The sequence below is a fragment of the Rhodococcus erythropolis NBRC 15567 genome (assembly GCF_001552595.1).
GTDB classification, from domain to species: Bacteria; Actinomycetota; Actinomycetes; order Mycobacteriales; family Mycobacteriaceae; genus Rhodococcus_F; species Rhodococcus_F erythropolis.
In genome coordinates this window covers 34,199-53,275 of sequence record NZ_BCRM01000025.1, presented here as the reverse complement: position 1 = coordinate 53,275, position 19,077 = coordinate 34,199, and the positions used below count along the sequence as shown (strand labels likewise).

The window sequence follows — 19,077 nt, the reverse complement described above, 5'->3', positions numbered from 1 at the left end:
CGCCGGTACTGCACTACAACCGTTGCGGCACACCGTAAGTGACGACGGTATCGCCATTCGACGTGACAGCCTTCGCGTAGGGCCTGATGGTTACCGGCCCGATTGCTCCCTGTACGTATCCGTGAACTCCGGAGAGCCGGACGGCTGCTTCAGGTCCGTCGAATTCCTGGTCTTCGAGTAGCGCGACGTCGGTGATACCGCCCGGCGCCAGATCGACGTCCAGTTCCTGTGAAGGAATGATGTCGCCGCCGATGGCGAACCCGTTCGAAATGTCCAGGCCCAGTTCGAAGTCCGGAACCAGACCGATACCGAGGTTCGTTCCGCTCTCGACTGCCCAGTCGAGGCCGGGACTGTTGAGAACAACCGTCGCGCCGGTCAACGCGATCGGGTAGCCGATTTGATAACCGATCGTCAGCTTCGTTCCGGTGAAGCTTGCCGCGTCCGGCCCGTCGATCTTCACGCCGGCAACCCCGTCGTGGAAGAACTCGACGCTCAGCGGTGAGCTGTCGAGAGGCGGAAAGACGTGGATAGCGGTATCAGCCTGATAGACCTCTATCCGATTTCCTTTGACGTCGGTGATCGAACTGGTGTTGTCGACGCCTGCCGACGCCGTCCCACCCCCCAGGACAACGGCCAGTAAGGCCACTGCTCCCACTGCGCTACTGCGAACTGCTGTCTTCGACATGCACAAGCACCATCCCATCCGGTATAGGCCCCGGACGTAGGTTCCAACTCTTCGTCGAGGATGGGATTCGTCGGGGCTGCCTGAACAAACGCGAGCAAGATCCTTGTTGCGATACCCCGGTCACGAACCCGTCAAACGATGCACGAAAACATTACTTTCCGGACAAGTCGGGTGGCCCGGTTTGTCCCGTCGACTGCGCCCGCTCGCGGACGCGAACCGTTTTGTTCGTTACTCTGACAGAGGAAGTTATCGAATCGAGACCTAAATAGGCCACCCCGAACTTCTGAGAACTGCCACTTCAGGGATGGGCGCCAGAACCGAAAGGCACCGACTGCATGACCGAGACCTTGCCCGACGTCCAACTGCTCGAAGAAGCACGTCCAGGGCGAGTCCGTTCAGCAGTGCGGCGCTCGGTCGTCCAGCGCGGGCGTCTTGTCGACCTCGCGATCATGGCGACGTTCACCGTTGCGGCGATCTACGTGATGTCGAACCTGTGGAGCGATCTGCAGTCCGGCTATCTGTTCAACGCGGGCCGCGACCAGGCCATGTGGGAATGGTTCTTCGCCGATACCGCTCACGCCCTCGCCCAGTTCCGCAGCCCGCTGTTCAGTGACCTGCAGAATTACCCGCTCGGCGTGAACCTGATGGCCAATACCGCGATGTTCGGCATCAGCATCCCGTTGGCCCCGATCACGCTGATCTTCGGACCGACAGCCACGTATGCGATCGGGCTGACCGCCGGCCTCGGCGGCACCGCCATCGCTTGGTACTGGGCATTCTCGCGGCACGTACTGACCGGTGTCTCCGTCCGCTCCAAGATCGCCGCCGCCGTCGGAGCGGGGTTCTGCGGATTCGCGCCCGCCATGATCTCGCATGCCAACGGCCACCCGAACTTCGTCGCGTTCTTCGTACTTCCGTTCATCTTCTTGCAGGTAGTGCGCATCTCGAACGGCAAGCGTCCGGTTCGCGACGGAATCGTTCTCGGCCTACTCGTCGCGTGGCAGATCTTCCTCGGCGAAGAGCCGCTCCTCATCTTCACGATGTCAGCCATGGTGTTCGGCGCCGCCTATGCACTGCCTGACCTGGCCAAGTCGCGCCAGGCGATCAAGCGCGCGATGCCCGGCCTCGTGATCGGCGGCGCGGTCACACTCCTGATCACCGCGGTGCCGCTGTGGTCGCAGTTCTTCGGCCCTGCGAGCTACGACGGCGTCTCACACGGTCAGGCCGGCAACGACACCGCTGCACTCACCACGTTCCCGACCGAATCGGTTGCGGGTGATCCCGAGGGCGCGGAGTTCCGGATGAACCCGACCGAGGAGAATGCCTACTTCGGATGGCCGTTGGTGCTCCTGCTTCTCGGTGCAACGGTGTGGCTGTGGCGCATCCGGCTGACCCGCGCTGCCGCCGCCGTGATCGTGGTGATGGGTGTGCTCTCGCTCGGTTCCGAACTGACCATCGACGGTGACAAGACCGGCATCACCCTGCCGTGGAAACTCCTCGCCGACTTGCCGTTGTTCGAATCGGTGCTCGAATCCCGATTCGCCATGGGCGCGATTCCGGCGATCGGGCTACTGCTCACCCTCGGCACCTACCGCGCTTTTGTCGAACTTCGTGGACCGCGCCGCACGGCAGCCGGTGTCTGGCTGGTGGCACTCGCCGTCGCGATGATTCCCCTGATCCCGACCCCCATCGACGCCGATCAGCGATCTGCGACGCCCGAATTCATCACCAGCGGCTCGTGGGAGAACTACGTCAGCGACGGCACCCTGGTGACGGTCCCCGTCGCGAGCGCCGAAGACGCCCGCGCACTGAGCTGGCAGGTCGACGCCGACTTCGGCTTCCCCATCGCCGGCGGGTACTTCGTCGGCCCGGATTCGAAGACCCGCGCCGGAATCTACGGCGCCGAGTCCCGGCCCACCTCGACCCTGCTGGTCAATGCCAAACAAACCGGCAAGGTCCCGTTGATCGATGTGGGCACCAGAGCGAACGCCCTGACCGACCTGCGGTACTGGCACGCCGACGTACTGGTGCTTCCCCGATTCTCCGGCGACGACGCCCTGCGCCACACGGTCGACGAGCTGGTCGGCTTCGACGCCAAGCGCGTCGACGACGTGTGGGTGTGGGACGTACGAGACCTCGTGAGCGGCAAGACCTCCAACCAGAGTTGAACGGGTTGGTCAGCGGGTCATGATCACCGGACCGTCTTCGGTGATCGCGACAGTGTGCTCACTGTGCGCAGCCCTGGCGCCCGAAACGGTGCGAAGGGTCCACCCGTCGGCGTCGTGCCGGTAGTCGTCGGTTCCGTCGGCGATGAGCATCGGTTCGATGGCGATGACCAGGCCGGGCCGTAACCGGAAGCCTTTGCCTGCTCGACCTTCGTTGGGCACGTCCGGGCCTTCGTGCATCTCGCGGCCGATGCCGTGCCCACCGTGATCGGCGAGCATTCCGTATCCGAGGCCACGCGCGTACTGTCCGATCGCGGCACCGATGTCGCCCAATCGGTTTCCGGGCTGGGCGGCGGCAATGCCACGGGCTAGTGCCTCATCGGTCGCGTCGATCAGTGCCTGATCCTCACTACTTCCCTGTCCGACGGTGAAGCTGATGGCGGAGTCGCCGCACCAGCCGTCGAGTCTCGCACCGCAGTCGATACTGATCAGGTCACCGTCACGGAGTCGGTACCCATTCGGGATACCGTGCACCACAGCATCGTTCACGCTGATGCAGGCGACACCGGGAAAGGGTATCGGCGCCGTCGCCGGCCGGTAATTCAAGAACAGCGCCGAGGCGCCCGCAACCGAAATGACCTCCGCGGCAACGGCGTCCAATTCGAGCAACGTCACTCCGACGCTCGCCGCCTCACGCGCCGCAGCCAGCGCCTGCGCGGTGATTCTCCCCGCCGCCGCCATCGCGTCGATTTCCCCTGCGGTCTTGATTTCGACCATCTCGAACACCTTCCTTGTCGAATAACTATACCGGTATTACTATAAGCACATGGTGCGCGTGCCGCTGACGGCGGAAGAACTCGAACGAGGACTACGACTGGGTGAACTCCTGCGATCGGCGCGGGGGGACCGAAGCATGGTTCAGGTAGCGCTCGACGCCGGTATCTCCGTCGAAACGCTGCGCAAGATCGAAACCGGACGCATCGCGACACCCGCCTTCTTCACCATCAGCGCGGTCGCGGAAGTGTTGGGTATTTCACTCGACACCATCGCCCGAACACTTGAAACACCACAATCCGAACAGGAAGTTGCATCCTGAGTAGTTCTCTCAGGATGTGTGGGCCCGCACTCGCCTAACATCGTTCCTTGTGCCGTCTGAAGTAGTAGTGCCCCCGAAACCCGTGCCCACTGGCCCCGAAGCTCCCCGAGAATCGGATTCCCAGAGAGTCCGGACGGCACGACTCATCGCGATAGTCACCGGCCTTCTTGGCCTGCTTCTTGCACTCGCGACGCCGTTCCTGCCCGTCAAGCAGGAAGCCGCGAGCATCGACTGGCCGCAGGGTGGGACCGTCAACAGCGTCTCGTCGCCGCTGATCTCCTACTCGCCCACATCGCTCGACATCAGCATTCCCTGTTCCACGCTCGGCCAGTTGGGCGGCAGCGGCGGCACACTGCTCTCGACCATGCCGAACGGTGCGCCGGACCGAAACGCCCGCGGCCTCACCGTCCGCACCACGGCCGACCGCCTGGAAGCACTCACTCGCGATTCGGTGCTGATCTCGGCTCCGCTCGATCAACTGAGCGGGTGCACGGCGATCACCATCACGACCAACTCCGAGCAGACCGTCGCGGCGGTCACCGGAATCGACGGCGTCGGCACCACCCTGACCGGTGACTACCGCCCACAGGTTGTCGGCATCTTCACCGACCTGCAGGGCGCAGCGCCCGCCGGACTGTCCGCCCACATGGACGTCGACTCGCGGTTCTCGTCCAGCCCCACACTTCTCAAACTGTTCGCGATGATCGTCGCCGCACTCTCGACCGTCGTCTCGCTGTACGCACTGCACCGGATCGACGGCGTCGACGGCCGTCGTGCCCGGCGGTTCCTTCCGGCACGGTGGTGGAAGTTCACCGGCATCGACGCCCTGGTGATCGGCACGCTGGCGCTCTGGCATGTGTTCGGCGCCAACACTTCCGACGACGGTTATCTGCTCGGCATGGCCAGAGTCTCGGAGCACTCCGGGTACATGGCGAACTACTTCCGTTGGTTCGGCGTCCCCGAAGCGCCGTTCGGTTGGTACTACGACGTGCTGGCGCTGTTCGCGAAGGTCAGCACCGCGAGCATGTGGATGCGCCTGCCCGCGTTGATCGCCGGCATTCTGTGCTGGATGGTCATCAGCCGCGAGGTGATACCGCGACTCGGTGTTGCGGTGCGCCGCAACAAGGTTGCCATCTGGACGGGCGGGCTCGTGTTCCTGGCCTTCTGGTTGCCGTACAACAACGGCCTGCGTCCCGAACCCATCATTGCCCTCGGCGCCCTGCTCACGTGGTGCTCCATCGAGCGCGCCATCGCCACCGGACGTCTGTTGCCCGCCGCGATGGCCGTGCTGATCGCCGCATTCTCGCTGGCCGCCGGGCCTTCCGGGCTGATCGCCATCGGCGCGCTGATCGCCGGAGCCCGGCCGATCCTGCAGATCCTGATCGCCCGCGGCAAACGCGTCGGCTTCCTGTCCCAGGTCATGCCGATCCTCGCAGCCGGAACCGTGGTTCTTGTCGCAGTCTTCGCAGATCAAACCCTCGCAACGGTTCTCGAATCCACCAGGGTGCGAACCGCCGTCGGGCCGAACGTTCCGTGGTTCGAGGAGCGGTTGCGGTGGGACGCACTGATGACCATCTCCCCCGACGGCTCACTCGCACGCCGCTTCGGCATGTTCGTCATGATCGTCGGACTCGTCTTCTGCGTCATGATGATCCTGCGCAAGGGCCGGATCCCCGGCACCGCGATCGGGCCCTCGCGCCGAATCCTCGGCATCGTGTTCGCGTCGCTGCTCCTGATGCAGTTCACCCCCACCAAGTGGACCCACCACTTCGGTGTGTACGCCGGTCTGGCCGCCACGGTTGCCGTGCTCGCCGCCGTCGGCGTTAGTGCGTCGAGTATGCGTTCCAAACGAAACCGCGCGCTGTTCGCCGCGGGCATCCTGTTCATCCTCGCTGTGGCGTTCACCAGCTCCAACGGCTGGTGGTATGTCTCGAGTTACGGCGTCCCGTGGTGGGACAAGCCGCCGTCAATCGCCGGCAAGGGATTCTCGACGGCCTTCCTCGGTCTGACGATCCTCGCGCTGCTGTTGGCAGCTTGGTACCACGTCATGGAGCCGCGCGAGCGAAACGGCACAGAAGACAGCGTCAAGAAGACAAGGCGACTTCGTCTTCTCGCCCCGTCACCGTTGACCATCGCGGCCGGAGCCGTCGTGCTCTTCGAGGTGCTGTCCCTACTCAAGGGAGCGGTCGCTCAGTACCCCGCGTACTCGATCGGCAAGTCCAACATCGAATCCGTCTTCGGCGGAAGCTGCGGTCTCGCGGGCGAGGTACTCGTGGAGTCCGATCCCAACACCGGCGTCCTGCAATTGGTGGACAGGCCCACCGACCTCGCCGGCGCCGGAGCTTTCGGTGCAAGCGAATCGACCGGATTCTCGCCGGACGGAGTCGCCGGCGACCTCACCGCAGACGCCGAGGACTCGACGGCGGGCAGTGCAAACAGCCTCGACACCACGACCTCTCAGTCCGGCACCACCAGCACGCCCGGAACCGGATCCGGAACCGCTGGCGGCTCGCAGTCGACCTCGGGCGTCAACGGCAGCAACGTCGCGCTCCCGTTCGGGCTCGACCCCGCAAAAACGCCGGTGCTCGGTAGTTACGGAGCGCCCCAGAACGCGTCGCTGACCACCGGTTGGTACTCACTGCCCGAGCGCAACGACGCCGCGCCGCTCCTCACCGTCGCCGCGGCCGGACGAATCCGCTACGTCAACTCCGACGGCATCGTCACCCCCGGCGCGGTCTTGCAGGTCGAGTACGGCAAGAAGCAGGCCGACGGAAGCGTCGACGCGCTGGGACGAGTCGATCCGATCGACATCGGCCCGTCGCCGTCGTGGCGCAACCTGCGCGTTCCGATGGATCAACTGCCCGCCGACGCCGACACCGTGCGTCTGGTGGCCAGTGACACCGACATCAGTGCCGACCAGTGGCTGGCAGTGACACCGCCGCGAGTGCCGACCATGCGCACGCTGCAGGACGTCGTCGGATCCACCGATCCGGTGCTGATGGACTGGGCCGTCGGTCTGGCCTTCCCGTGCCAACGTCCGGTCGATCATCTGTACGGCGTCGCCGAGATCCCCGAGTGGCGCATTCTGCCCGACCGCATCGGCGCGGAGTCCACCAACGCCTGGCAGGACCACTACGGCGGCGGACCGCTCGGTTGGACCAGCGAACTGCTCTCGGCCAGGGCATTGCCCACCTACCTGGACAACGACTGGGACCGGGACTGGGGTTCGCTCGAGCAGTACACACCGCTCGATCCGGACGCGATTCCCGCGCAAATGAACGTCACCACCGAGACCCGGTCGGGCACCTGGACACCCGGCCCGATTCGTTACCAGTCGTAACTGTTACGCGTGGACCTACCAACCACCCAGGCACGGTAGGTCCACGCTCAGCCCTGACATACCATCGGTAGCCGTGCCCGACGCCGTGACAGCTTCACCCCAGACTTCGAGTTCGCCGCCTCCTGCTGGTCAGGATGCCCGCGAGCGTTTCCATCGCACTCGATGGGTTGCGATCATCGCCGGCTTGCTCGGCTTCGTACTCGCACTGGCAACTCCGCTGCTTCCTGTCGTGCAGACGACGGCGACGGTCAACTGGCCACAGAACGGCGTGATCGGCGACGTCGAGGCACCGCTGATGGCGCAGGTTCCCATCGACGTCAACGCGTCGATCCCCTGCACCGCGGTCAGCTCACTCCCCGAGGGCGGCGGCATCCTGATGTCGACGGCACCTGCTCAGGGCGACGGCGCCGCGCTCTCGTCGATGTTCGTCCGCGTGTCCGCTACCAGCGTCGACGTGCTCGATCGCAACGTCGTCGTCGCTTCGGCAGCGCGTGAGGACGTCGAGTCGAGTCGCTGCGGCTCCATCGCGTTCAGCTCGGACATCAACCGAACCACGGCAGAGTTCGTCGGACTGACGTATCCCGACGGCAACCCGATTCGTGGCCAGCTCGACGGCGACTTCCGCCCGCAGGTGGTCGGCGTCTTCAGCGACCTACCCGACGGCGCTGCCCCCGAGGGTCTCGGCTTCTCGATGACGATCGACTCACGTTTCTCGTCGAGCCCCAGCGTCTTGAAGCTGGTCGCGATGATCGTGGCCGTCCTCTCGACCATCGTCGCGCTGGTCGCCCTGGCTCGCCTCGACGGCACCGACGGCCGCAAGCACCGACGCTTCCTGCCCGAACGCTGGTGGAAGTTCTCCGGTATCGACGGAGTTGTGGTCGGCACGCTGGTCGTCTGGCACTTCATCGGCGCGAACACCGCCGACGACGGTTATCTCCTGACCATGGCCCGAGTCTCGCCGGACGCGGGATACATGGCCAACTACTTCCGTTGGTTCGGCGTTCCCGAGGCCCCGTTCGGTTGGTACTACGAAGTCCTGGCCGTGATGGCGAAGATCTCGACGGCGAGCCCGTTCATGCGTCTGCCCGCTCTGCTCGCCGGAATCCTCTGCTGGATGGTGATCAGCCGCGAGGTCGTCCCGCGTCTCGGCCGGGCGGTTCGCCGGAGCAACGTCGCCCTGTGGACCGGCGGTCTGGTATTCCTGTCCTTCTGGCTGGCGTACAACAACGGTCTTCGCCCCGAGCCCATCGTGGCTCTCGGCGCACTGCTCACCTGGTGCTCCATCGAGCGCGCCATCGCCACCGGACGCCTGCTGCCCGCGGCCACGGCAATCTTGATCGGCGCCTTCACTCTTGCCGCCGCACCCACCGGATTGATGTGTATCGCAGCCCTTCTCGCCGGTGTGCGCCCGTTGGTGCGCATCGTCGTCAAGCGTCACCGACTGGTCGGCACACTGCCGCTTCTCGCTCCGATCGCCGCTGCCGGAACCATCGTGCTGGTGGTCATCTTCGCCGACCAGACCTTTGCCGGCGTCATGGAAGCCACGCGCGTCCGAACGATCATCGGGCCCAATCTCGAGTGGTACCAGGACTTCCTGCGCTACTACTACCTCTTCGTCCAGACGGTCGACGGCTCGGTTGCCCGACGCTTCGCGTTCTTGACGATGATCCTGTGCCTCTTCACGACGCTCTTCGTGTTGTTGCGCCGCGGCCGCGTCCCCGGCGCGGCAACCGGTCCGTCGTGGCGCCTGGTCGGCGTCGTCTTCGGCACGATGTTCCTGATGATGTTCAACCCCACCAAGTGGACTCACCACTTCGGTGCGTACGCGGGCATCGCCGGTTCTCTCGCCGCGCTGACCGCCGTGGCTGTGTCCGCGTCTGCCCTGCGCTCGCGTCGCAACCGATCGGTGTTCGTGGCCGGGCTGCTCCTGATGCTCGCGTTGACGTTCGCCGGCATCAACGGCTACTGGTACGTCTCGAGTTACGGCGTTCCGTGGTTCGACAAGACCATCTCCTACGACGGCCGTGAATCCAACACACTGTTCCTCGCGCTCTTTGCTCTCGCCTTGGCCTTTGCCGCCTGGCAGTACCTGCGTGAGGGATTTGCAGCCCCGCCCGAGAAGCCGAACACGGCCAAGGGCAGACGAATTCGCAAGTTCGCGGCTGCTCCGCTCACCGTGATCGCCGGTCTGATGGTCCTGTTCGAGGTGCTCTCACTACTCAAGGGGGCGGTGTCGCAGTACCCGGCGTACTCGCTGGGCCGAAGCAACATCGAGGCACTCGCGGGCAAGACCTGCGGCATGGCCGAGGATGTTCTGGTCGAGACCGACGTCAATTCCGGGAATCTGCGGCCTCTGCCCGCTCCCGGATTCAACGCGGAGGATCCGTTGTCCGGAGTTGATTCGAAGGGCTTCTCCCCCAATGGGGTTCCCAGCGATCTGACTGCGGATTACATCGAAGTCAAGCAGGGCATGGGTAATACCGACAGCCAGAGTGTCGGCCCCACCTTCGCCACCGGTTCCGGCGCCGGAACCAGCGGCGGCACCGGTAACCTCGGCGTCAACGGCAGCACGGCCAAGCTCCCCTTCGGCCTCGATCCGTCGAAGACGCCGGTCATGGGTAGCTACCAGCCCGGCGTGCAGGAACCTGCTTCCCTCATCTCGAGTTGGTACGGATTGCCCACTCGCAGTGAAGAATCACCGCTGGTGGTCATGTCCGTAGCGGGCCGCGTGTGGTCCGTCGACAACACCGGTGCGATCACGTACGGCCAGTCGCTTCTGGTCGAGTACGGCAAGACTCAGCCCGACGGAACCGTGCAGGTTCAGGGTTCGTACATGCCGCGAGACATCGGCCCGGCGCCGTCGTGGCGCAACGTCCGTATCCCGATCGACGAACTCGCGCCAGATGCCGATGCCGTTCGGGTGGTCGCGTTCGATCCCAACCTCACGGGCGATCAGTGGATGGCGTTCACGCCGCCGCGCGTGCCCAAGCTCGAGTCCCTGGACTCGTACATCGGCAGCGAGCAGCCGGTCCTCCTGGACTGGGCTGTCGGCCTTCAGTTCCCGTGCCAACGTCCGTTCACACATCAGAACGGTGTGGCCGAGATGCCGAACTTCCGCATCCTCCCGGACCGTCCTCTGGCCGTCAGCTCCACCGATACCTGGCAGTCCGCGGACAACGGTGGACCGCTCGGATTCACCGAGGTCCTCGCCGGTGCTACGACGGTTCCGACGTACCTGAAGGACGACTGGGCACGGGACTGGGGATCACTCGAGCGCTACGACCGGTACTTCCCGAATGCTGTTCCGGCAGAGGTGGAGACGGGCACCGCAACCCGCTCGGGCATGTGGATGCCCGGCGAGATGCGAGTGCACTAGCCTGCGCTACCTACTCGGGTGACTGCTCGGGTGCGACGTACGGAGACGGCCGAGACCGCTCCGACAACGACGACGCACCCGAGTAGTTGCCCAACGCCTGGCCGTTCGCCGAGCAGCACAACCGCCAGCAGTACGGCGAGGACCGGTTGCATGAGCAGGAGCGTCGCGCCCACCTCGGCGGGCAGCCGAGGGAGCGAGTGCCCCATCAGCATCCAGCCGAACACCTGGCCGACCAGCGCCAGTGCCGCGAGCCAGCCGAACGCTTCCCAACCCGGGACGAAATCGATCCGGCCCCACAGTGATCCGATGACGGAGCCGGCGATGCCCGCGGACGTCGTCGAGATCAACACCTGGCTCGCGGCCCGATCCGCCTCGCCCGTACGACCGACCACGAAGATGTAACCGCCGTACGCGATTCCGGAGACGAGCGAGAGCGCCGTTCCCCACAGCAAGTCGTCGCCGGTTCCCCCGCTCCCGAACACGCCGCCCGCCAAGGCGATTCCCGTGAACATGAACGGTAGGGCGAAGACGAAGCGCATCGGAACCCGATTGCCGAATACCAACCAGGACAGTGCGGGCACCACAATCACCTGCACGTTCACGACGACGCTTGCCATACCCGCGCCGATCATCAGAATCGACTGCGACCACAACGCAAAATCCAGTCCGAGCAACAGACCGCCGAGCACCTGCAGAACGACTGCCCGCCGGCTCGGTTTGCCCACCCGGCGGTACTCTCGCCACGCCAACCACAACAGCGGCGGCAAGGCCAGGAAGCAACGGAAGAAAACGGCGGTCGAGGGCCCGACATCAGCCAGCTTGATGAGGAGCGAACTGATCGAGATCGCGGCTGCGCCTCCGACGACCAGCAATCGAGGGTCGATACGCCCCCGAGGAGTTCTGGTGGGTGTCGGTGTCTGCGCAGTCACGGAGGTCAGAGTGGTCACCCGACAATGTTCCTGCCGCTAACTATTCAGCACAAGCAAATGTTCAGACCGTATATTCGGTAGCATTACTACTGTGTTGAATCTCGAAAGACTCCGCGCCCTGCACGCTGTCGCCGAGAACGGATCAGTAGCGGCTGCCGCCCGCACCTTGCATGTCACACCCTCCGGAATTTCGCAGCAGTTGAACAAGCTCGAGCGCGAGGTCGGTGTTCCGCTCCTCGAACCGCAGGGCCGCGGTGTACGACTCACCGAAGCGGGCCGGATCCTCGCGCGCCGAACCGCAGAGGTTCTCTCGACGCTCGCCCAGGCCGAGGCGGAAATCGCGTCGCTGCAGAGCGAGGTGACGGGCCGCGTACGCATCGGGGCCCTGGTCTCCCCCAGCAGGACAGTGCTGCCGCGAGCCATCGCCGAGATCAGGCACGCGCACCCCCAGCTCGAAATCACCTTCAACGAAGGCGAATCCGAAGAACTCCTCCCCGCACTGATTCGCCGCGACCTCGACGTCGTGGTGGTCGACAGTTGGAGCACTCTGCCCGTCGAACTTCCCGACGGAGTCTCCTTCACGCCCGTGTACGACGACGTGGCGCTGCTCGCTCTCCCCGCGTCACATCCGCTGGCGGAGAACAAGGTCGTCGCGCTCAGCGAGCTGTCCGAGCATGCCTGGGCGACGTGGACCCGGGGAACGGACTTTCACACCTTCACCGTCAGGACCCTGCGCGCGCAGGGGTTCGACCCACGAATCGAGTACGAGGTCGCCGAGTTTCCCACCCAGGTCGAATTCGTCGCTCAGGGCCTCGCCGTCGCTTTGATCCCGCGCCTGGCGAGAGTTGTACCACCGGAAGGTGTTCGAATGCTCGACACCCTTCCGCCGCTGGGCCGCGACATCTACCTCGCCTGGCGGACCGACAGCGAAAGACCTGCCGTCCTGGCGGCGATAGAAGCGCTACGCCGCCAGTTCGACGCCCTCGGTGACAAGAAGAATTAGAGCGGCATCAAGTTGTGCTTGCGCGGGTTCTTGAAAATCGTCTTGTCCTTGAGCAACTTCAGAGCCTTGCGGATTTCGAGACGCGTCTGCGAAGGCTCGATCACCGCGTCGATGTATCCGCGCTCAGCCGCGATGTACGGCGTCGCGACGAACTCGTTGTAGAAGTTGATCAACTGAGCACGCACCGCGGGTGCGTTCTCGCCCGCCTCGGCGAGCTGACGACGTCCCATGATGTTGACGGCACCCTCGGCGCCCATCACGGCGATACGAGCGGTCGGCCACGCGAGGTTGATGTCGGCACCGAGCTGCTTGCAACCCATGACGGCATAACCGCCGCCGTACGCCTTACGAACCACCACAGTCACCTTCGGGACAGTGGCTTCGATGTACGCGAACAGGAAACGCCCGCCACGCTTGATGACACCGACCTTTTCCTGATCGACGCCGGGAAGAAAGCCTGGTGTGTCGACGACAAAAACGAGCGGGATGCTGAAAGCGTCGCACAGGCGCACAAAATGGGCAGCCTTGTCGGAGCTGTCCGCATCGAGGGCGCCACTGAGGTACGTGGGCTGGTTGGCCACGACACCGACGGGCAGGCCGTCGACGCGGGAGAACCCGGTGATCACGTTGTGCGCGACCTGGGCTCCGATTTCATGGAAGGTTCCGTCGTCGAAGATCCGCAGAATGATGTCGTGCATGTCGTAGCCGGCATTGTCGGCATCCGGCATGAAGGCGTTGAGTTCGAGATCCGACTCGGTGATCTCGGGTTCGAGACCCGGGTTGATCAACGGCGCCTTCTCCGTGCACGAGGACGGCATGAAGCTCAGGTACTCACGCACCCAGTCGAATGCAGCCTTCTCGTCGGGAGCGACGTGATGGATGTTTCCGTACTCCGCCTGCTTGCGCGCCCCGCCCAGATCCTCCAGGCTGACCTCTTCGCCGGTGACCGACTTGATGACGTCGGGTCCGGTGACGAACATGTACGACTCTTCGGTCGCGACCACGACGTCGGTGTTGATCGGTGCGTACACGGCACCGCCGGCGCACTTACCGAGGATGACCGAGATCTGCGGGCAGACGCCGGACAAGGGCTCCTGACGTGAACCCATGTTGGCGTACCAGGCCAATGAGGAAACGGCATCCTGGATTCGAGCTCCACCGGAATCGTTGATACCGACGACCGGGCAGCCCACCTTCAGTGCAAAATCGTTGACGGCTGCGACCTTACGGCCGAACATCTCTCCGGCGGCACCGCCGAACACAGTCTGATCGTGCGCGAACACCGCAACCGGACGCCCGTCGACAGTTCCGTGACCGGTCATGACGCCGTCGCTGTACGGGTTGTCCTCGCCCGCCATCTTCACCAGGGCGCCGACCTCGACGAAGCTACCGGGATCGAGCAACATGTCGATGCGCTGGCGCGGCGTACTGTGCCCTGCTGCATCGCGCTTCGCAATGGCCCGAGCCGAGCCGGGTTCCTTTGCCTTCTCCAACTTTTCGCGGAGTTCAGCGAGCTTCTCCGCGGTGGTTGTCGTCACTTCTGAACTCCGGTTTCCGCTGCTTTGGTCTGAGCTGTCTCGATCTGGGCCAGCTTGGTGGTGAGGTCTGCCGCAACCTTCGCGATGTACGGCTCGTCGACGATCTGCAGGTGGTCCCCGCCGATGTAGACGACCTCGAGGTTCTTCACGTAGTCACCCCAACCACCATCTGCCTTGCGGGTCTTGAATGCAGGCTCGAGCGTCATCAACTCGTCGTGGTACTTGTCGGCCATGTAGAGCACGACGTCGCCGTCGTAGCTGCTGAACTCGGCCGTCTGGATGGCGCGGTTGTCCAACCACGACGTCCGCTGATGCTCGATGATGCCGCCGGGAATCTTGGCGCCGCTCATCTTGATCATGTCCATCAAGATCTGGATCTGATCCTCGTCTGCTTCGGTGGAGGCCAGAACGTCAAGCGGCAGCGGAACATCCAGGTTGTAGGTGCGCTTGGCGAACTTGCCGTAGCGCTCCCAACGCTTGCGTCGTTCCGCCTCGGTGTCCGGCACTACCTCGCCGGCCATGACGGTGTCGAGCAGTCCGACCACACGCACGTCAGCGCCCTGCTCACGCAGCAACTTCGCGACCGCATACGACATCACGCCGCCGAACGACCAGCCACACAGTACGTACGGTCCGTCGCCCTGGATCTCACGCAGCAGCGGAACGTAAGCAGCAGCACGGGTTTCGATCGAGCCCTCGACCCGCTCGAACCCGTACATCGGCGTGCCGGCGGGCAGGCGCTTGAGCAAAGGCTCGTACGTCACCGTCGAACCACCGGCAGCATGGAAGACGAATACCGGTACGGCAGTGGAGCCTTCGGGACGAGCACGCAGAGTGCGTACGAGTCCGTCGATCTTGCCGTCGTCCTCGAGGTACTGGCGCACGACGTCCGCGAGCTCTTCGATGGTGGTGGAATCGAGAACGTCGTCGAGAGTGATCTCGCCGCCCGCACGCTCGGAAAGCCGAGCAGCAAGCTTCTCGGCGACCTCGTCACCGACGATCGGCAGATCGTTGAAAATACCCTTGGCGGACTTCCCGGTGACGACGGCCCACGTCGCAAACGTCAAGCGCTCGGCCGCATCTCGCGGCGGAACATCGGAGCCGGCATCGTCGGCAGTTCCGGCTCGAGAAGGATCGGAAGGCGCAGCAGCAACCGGAGCAGTCGCCGGCAGTTCCACCGACTCCTCAGCGGGAGCAGCGTCCTCGTCAGCCGCATCGGCTGCCAACTTCTCGGCAGCCTGCTTGTCGGCCATCGCCTGAACCTCTTCGCGATTGTCGATCGCGTAGCGCAGGTACTTGTTGACCTCGTTGAGGCTCGCGTCCTTGACTGCCTGGAGCTGGAGCTGCGGAATGTCGAACTCGTACTCGACGCGGTTCTTGATACGCATCGCCATGAGCGAATCGAGACCCAGTTCGATGAGCGGAACCTCGGCCGGAAGATCTTCCGGCGAGTACCCCATCGACTCGGCCACAACGATCTTGAGGCGGTCGTCGAGGCTCTGCGAACCGTTCGGATCCCACTTGTCTCCGGCGTCTTCGACGACCTCGGCCAGGGTTTCCATCGGCGCACTGGTCTTGACCGGCGCGCTAATGACCAGCTCGGGCAGCGGCTCACCGGACGTGACGACGGCATCGAACAGCAAACGGAACGTAGCGCCCTCGCGTGCGTGCACCTGCACCGACGCTCCACCCGGATGCGGGTTGAGGGTTGTCGTCAGGGTCGCAGCGCCGGCCAGTTCACCGTGCGGAACGGCAGCGGTGAGAGCGACATCCGAGAGCACCTGTCCGGCAGCAGCGCTCACGAGCACAGCCAGATCGGTGACGGCGGATGCGTCGACCTCCCACACGTGGCGGCCGTCGGGCAGAGCGACGTGCGAGCCGGGTACGCGAGCCGAACCGCCGGCACTGACGCGAATGTCGAGCCAGTACGGCTTACGCAGGAATGCAGTACGCGGAACCGAGGCGAAATCGCCTGCAGGAAGCAAGGACTCGAGGTTCACGGCATGGCCGTGCACGTACAGCTGCGCGAGAGCGGCAAGCACACCCGCGGACTCGTCTTCCTTACGCTTGAGCGTCTGGATGAGTTCCATGTCGTGCAGGCCCGAATCGAAAGCGGTAGCCGCCACCGACATCAGCGTCACCGGGTTGGGTGCAAGCTCGACAAAAGTGGTGTGGCCGTGGGCAACCGCACCGCGCACCGCGTTGGTGAAGTACACGCTGTGGCGAAGACCCTTGACCCAGTACGCCTCTTGATGGATCGGCTCGTGGCCGGGACGGTAGAAGGTGTCCTTGTCGACGGACGAGTAGACGCCGAGCTTCAACGTGGTCGGCTCGATACCGGCCAACTCCGCGGCAAGCTCGCCGAGCAGCGGATCCACCTGTGAAGTATGGCTGGCACCCTTGGTCTGCAGGACACGCGCCATCTTGCCGTCGGCCTCGGCGGCCGCGACGATCGCCTCGATGTCCGGCTGCGGTCCACCGATCACCGTGTGCGTCGGAGCTGCGTAAACGCAGACCTCGAGCTTGGGATACGTGGGCAGCAGCGCCTCGATCTCGGATGCGCTGTACTCGAGCAGTGCCATCAGACGGATGTCGTCACCGACGAGTGCGCCCTCGGCCTCACCCATCAGCCGTGAACGTGAACAGATCACGCGCACAGCGTCTTCCAAGTTCAGACCACCGGACACGTATGCGGCAGCGGCCTCACCCATCGAGTGCGGAACCACGGCTTCGGCTTCAGCGCCGTGGTGACGCAGCAATGCGGCCAGACCGACCTGGATGGTGAAGATTCCCACCTGTGCGGTCTCGACGTTGTACTCGATCGCATCGTCGAGGAACATCTCGACCATCGAGTAGCCGGCCTCGTCCTGGATCAGCGCATCGACCTCGTCGACGGCTGCCTTGAAAGCCGCGTTCTCCGTGTAGAGCTGCTTGGCCATCTTGCGGTGCTGCGAGCCGAAGCCCGAGAACACCCACACCGCGCCCTTGGGCGACGGCGAGTCGGCCGAGAAGACTCCTTGAGCCGGCTTGCCTGCGGCGACGGCGCGCAGCGAGCTGATGGCCTCGGACCGCGTCTTCGCCAGAACAGCGGCGCGCGAGCGTCCGTGGTTGCGACGCGCGAGTGTGCGGGCAACGTCGGCGAGGGGCGTCTTGCTTCCCTCTTCGGTTTCGAGCCAGTCGGCCAGATCTGCAGCTGCGCGGCGACGACGCGAAGGCAGCGCACCGGACACAGCCAGCACAACGGTGCTCTCGTCCTCTGCTGCCGGTTCGTCAGCTACCGGGGCATCCACGACTGGTTCATCGACTGCCACGTATTCCTTGACCACGACGTGCGCGTTGGTTCCGCCGAAACCGAAACCGGAAACACCGGCGACGGCCTTGCCGGTGTAACGCGGCCAGTCGGTGGCCTCGGGCGTCACCTGCAGGTGCGACTTCTCGAAGTCGATGTGCGGGTTCGGGCCCAGGTAGTTGATCGTCGCGGGAATCTTGTTTTCCTGCATCGCCAGAACGACCTTGATCAGGCCGGCGGCGCCCGCAGCTGCTTCCAGGTGCCCGAAGTTGGTCTTCGCACTACCGAGCAGAGCCGGCTTGTCGTCGTCACGGCCACGACCGACGACACGGCTGAGCGCGTCGGCCTCGATGGGATCACCGAGATCGGTACCCGTTCCGTGCGCCTCGATGTAGTCGACTGTGGTCGGCAAGATTCCGGCGTCGCGGTACGCGAAACGCAACACGTCGGCCTGGGCGTCAGGGTTGGGCGCGAGCAGACCGTTGGAACGGCCGTCCTGGTTGACCGCGGATCCGGCGATCACCGCGAGGATGGAATCGCCGTCACGCTCGGCGTCTTCGAGACGCTTGAGCACGACGAGTCCGCCACCCTCACTGCGAACGATGCCCTGAGCGTGTGCGGAAAATGCACGCAGTTTTCCGTCGGGAGCGAGCATCCCGGTCTGATCGAAACCGAGGGTTCCGGGAGGGGCCAGCAGCATGTTGACGCCACCGGCCAGCGCGATGTTGGAATCACCACTGCGCAGCGAACGCACAGCCTCGTGAACGGCAACCAGCGAAGACGAGCACGCGGTGTCCAGAGCGATGGACGGTCCACGGAAGTCGAAGAAGTACGAAACCCGGTTCGCGACGATGGCCGTCGACGTTCCGGTCAGTGCGTACGGGTGCGCCGTCGTCGGATCACTGACCGCGAGCAGCTGGTAGTCGTTGGCGGAACTGCCGATGAAAACACCGACCTGCTTGCCCTTGAGCCCGCTGGCCGGAATGCGCGCGTGCTCGAGCGCTTCCCACGCGAGTTCCAGGGCGAGGCGCTGCTGCGGATCGACGTTGACGACCTCGAGCGGAGACATCGCGAAGAACTCGGCGTCGAAGCCCTTGACGTCGTCGAGGTACCCGCCCTTGGTGTTGGCGTTCTCGACCGCGGCCTTGATGGCGGGATCCGACATGAACTCGGCCCAGCGGTCCTCGGGGAGGTCGCTGATGCCGTCGCGTCCGGCCGCCAGCATTTCCCACATGTCCGAAGGCGTGTGCCCGGCACCGGGGAATCGTGTGGACAGTCCGACGATGGCGATGTCGTGGGCGTCCGTCGTGGCGCCTGAGACGTAGTACGACGCGTCGACGGTCTCCTCCGGCGCCTCGGGCTCACCTTCGATGATCCGAGTAGCCAGCGAAGCGATGGTGGGGTGTTGATAGGCAACCGTGGCGTTCAGCGTGACGCCGAGCAGATCCTCGATGTCTCCGCTCAGAGCGACTGCGTCCCGCGAGGCGAGCCCGAACTCTTCCATCGGGCGATCGTCCGTGATCGACCCAGCCGGCTGACCGGTCGCATTCGCGATCCAATTGCGAAGCCACTCACGCAGCTGCGCGACACTCATCTCGCTCACAACGTCTTTGCTCTGCACACCATCTTGTTCAACCATCAACTCACCAAGCCACC

The 19,077-nt window shown here is 64.5% G+C and carries 10 protein-coding genes; 5 read left to right on the top strand and 5 right to left on the bottom strand.

The features are described 5' to 3' along the window. Nucleotides 1–13 precede the first annotated feature (13 nt). Nucleotides 14–685 carry an MspA family porin gene (locus tag RE4_RS24865; protein WP_020968119.1) on the bottom strand — a complete coding sequence of 224 codons (672 nt, stop codon included), beginning with the start codon at nucleotides 683–685 and terminating at the stop codon, nucleotides 14–16. A gap of 335 nt (nucleotides 686–1,020) precedes the next feature. Between RE4_RS24865 and RE4_RS24860 the strand changes: the two genes are divergently transcribed. Beyond that, nucleotides 1,021–2,853: a glycosyl transferase gene (locus RE4_RS24860; RefSeq protein WP_019746419.1), complete on the top strand. Its 1,833-nt coding sequence runs from the start codon at nucleotides 1,021–1,023 to the stop codon at nucleotides 2,851–2,853. A 9-nt stretch (nucleotides 2,854–2,862) separates the two neighbouring features. Here the strand turns inward: RE4_RS24860 and map are convergent, their stop codons facing one another. Further along, entirely contained in the window at nucleotides 2,863–3,627 is a 765-nt protein-coding gene (gene map / locus RE4_RS24855) for a type I methionyl aminopeptidase (protein ID WP_060939560.1), read from the bottom strand. Between the two features lie 49 nt (nucleotides 3,628–3,676). On the opposite strand from map, the gene RE4_RS24850 reads away from it, so the two are divergent. The 3 genes from RE4_RS24850 (at nucleotide 3,677) to RE4_RS24840 (ending at nucleotide 10,662) form a co-directional block, all read left to right on the top strand. Then, nucleotides 3,677–3,946, top strand: coding sequence for a helix-turn-helix domain-containing protein (locus tag RE4_RS24850; RefSeq protein ID WP_003943854.1), 270 nt, complete (start codon nucleotides 3,677–3,679; stop codon nucleotides 3,944–3,946). 49 nt (nucleotides 3,947–3,995) lie between these two features. Continuing rightward, the gene (locus tag RE4_RS24845) at nucleotides 3,996–7,286 is read left to right on the top strand and encodes an arabinosyltransferase domain-containing protein (protein WP_436799923.1); all 3,291 of its coding nucleotides are present in this window, start codon (nucleotides 3,996–3,998) and stop codon (nucleotides 7,284–7,286) included. Nucleotides 7,287–7,359: 73 nt separating this feature from the next. Further along, complete coding sequence (locus RE4_RS24840) at nucleotides 7,360–10,662, top strand: arabinosyltransferase domain-containing protein (RefSeq protein ID WP_060939545.1); 3,303 nt, start codon at nucleotides 7,360–7,362, stop codon at nucleotides 10,660–10,662. On the opposite strand, the gene RE4_RS24835 is transcribed toward RE4_RS24840, so the two are convergent. Beyond that, the gene (locus tag RE4_RS24835) at nucleotides 10,659–11,609 is read right to left on the bottom strand and encodes a DMT family transporter (RefSeq protein WP_019746415.1); all 951 of its coding nucleotides are present in this window, start codon (nucleotides 11,607–11,609) and stop codon (nucleotides 10,659–10,661) included. The two genes, RE4_RS24840 and RE4_RS24835, sit on opposite strands and share 4 nt — an antisense overlap. Nucleotides 11,610–11,682: 73 nt before the next feature. On the opposite strand from RE4_RS24835, the gene RE4_RS24830 reads away from it, so the two are divergent. Next, nucleotides 11,683–12,594 carry a LysR family transcriptional regulator gene (locus RE4_RS24830; protein ID WP_020968113.1) on the top strand — a complete coding sequence of 304 codons (912 nt, stop codon included), beginning with the start codon at nucleotides 11,683–11,685 and terminating at the stop codon, nucleotides 12,592–12,594. Here RE4_RS24830 and RE4_RS24825 read toward each other — a convergent pair. Next, complete coding sequence (locus RE4_RS24825; protein ID WP_019746413.1) at nucleotides 12,591–14,132, bottom strand: acyl-CoA carboxylase subunit beta; 1,542 nt, start codon at nucleotides 14,130–14,132, stop codon at nucleotides 12,591–12,593. The genes RE4_RS24830 and RE4_RS24825 overlap by 4 nt on opposite strands. After that, the gene (gene pks13, locus RE4_RS24820; protein ID WP_060939544.1) at nucleotides 14,129–19,060 is read right to left on the bottom strand and encodes a polyketide synthase Pks13; all 4,932 of its coding nucleotides are present in this window, start codon (nucleotides 19,058–19,060) and stop codon (nucleotides 14,129–14,131) included. The genes RE4_RS24825 and pks13 overlap by 4 nt, the downstream gene beginning before the upstream one ends. Between the last annotated feature and the right edge of the window lie 17 nt (nucleotides 19,061–19,077).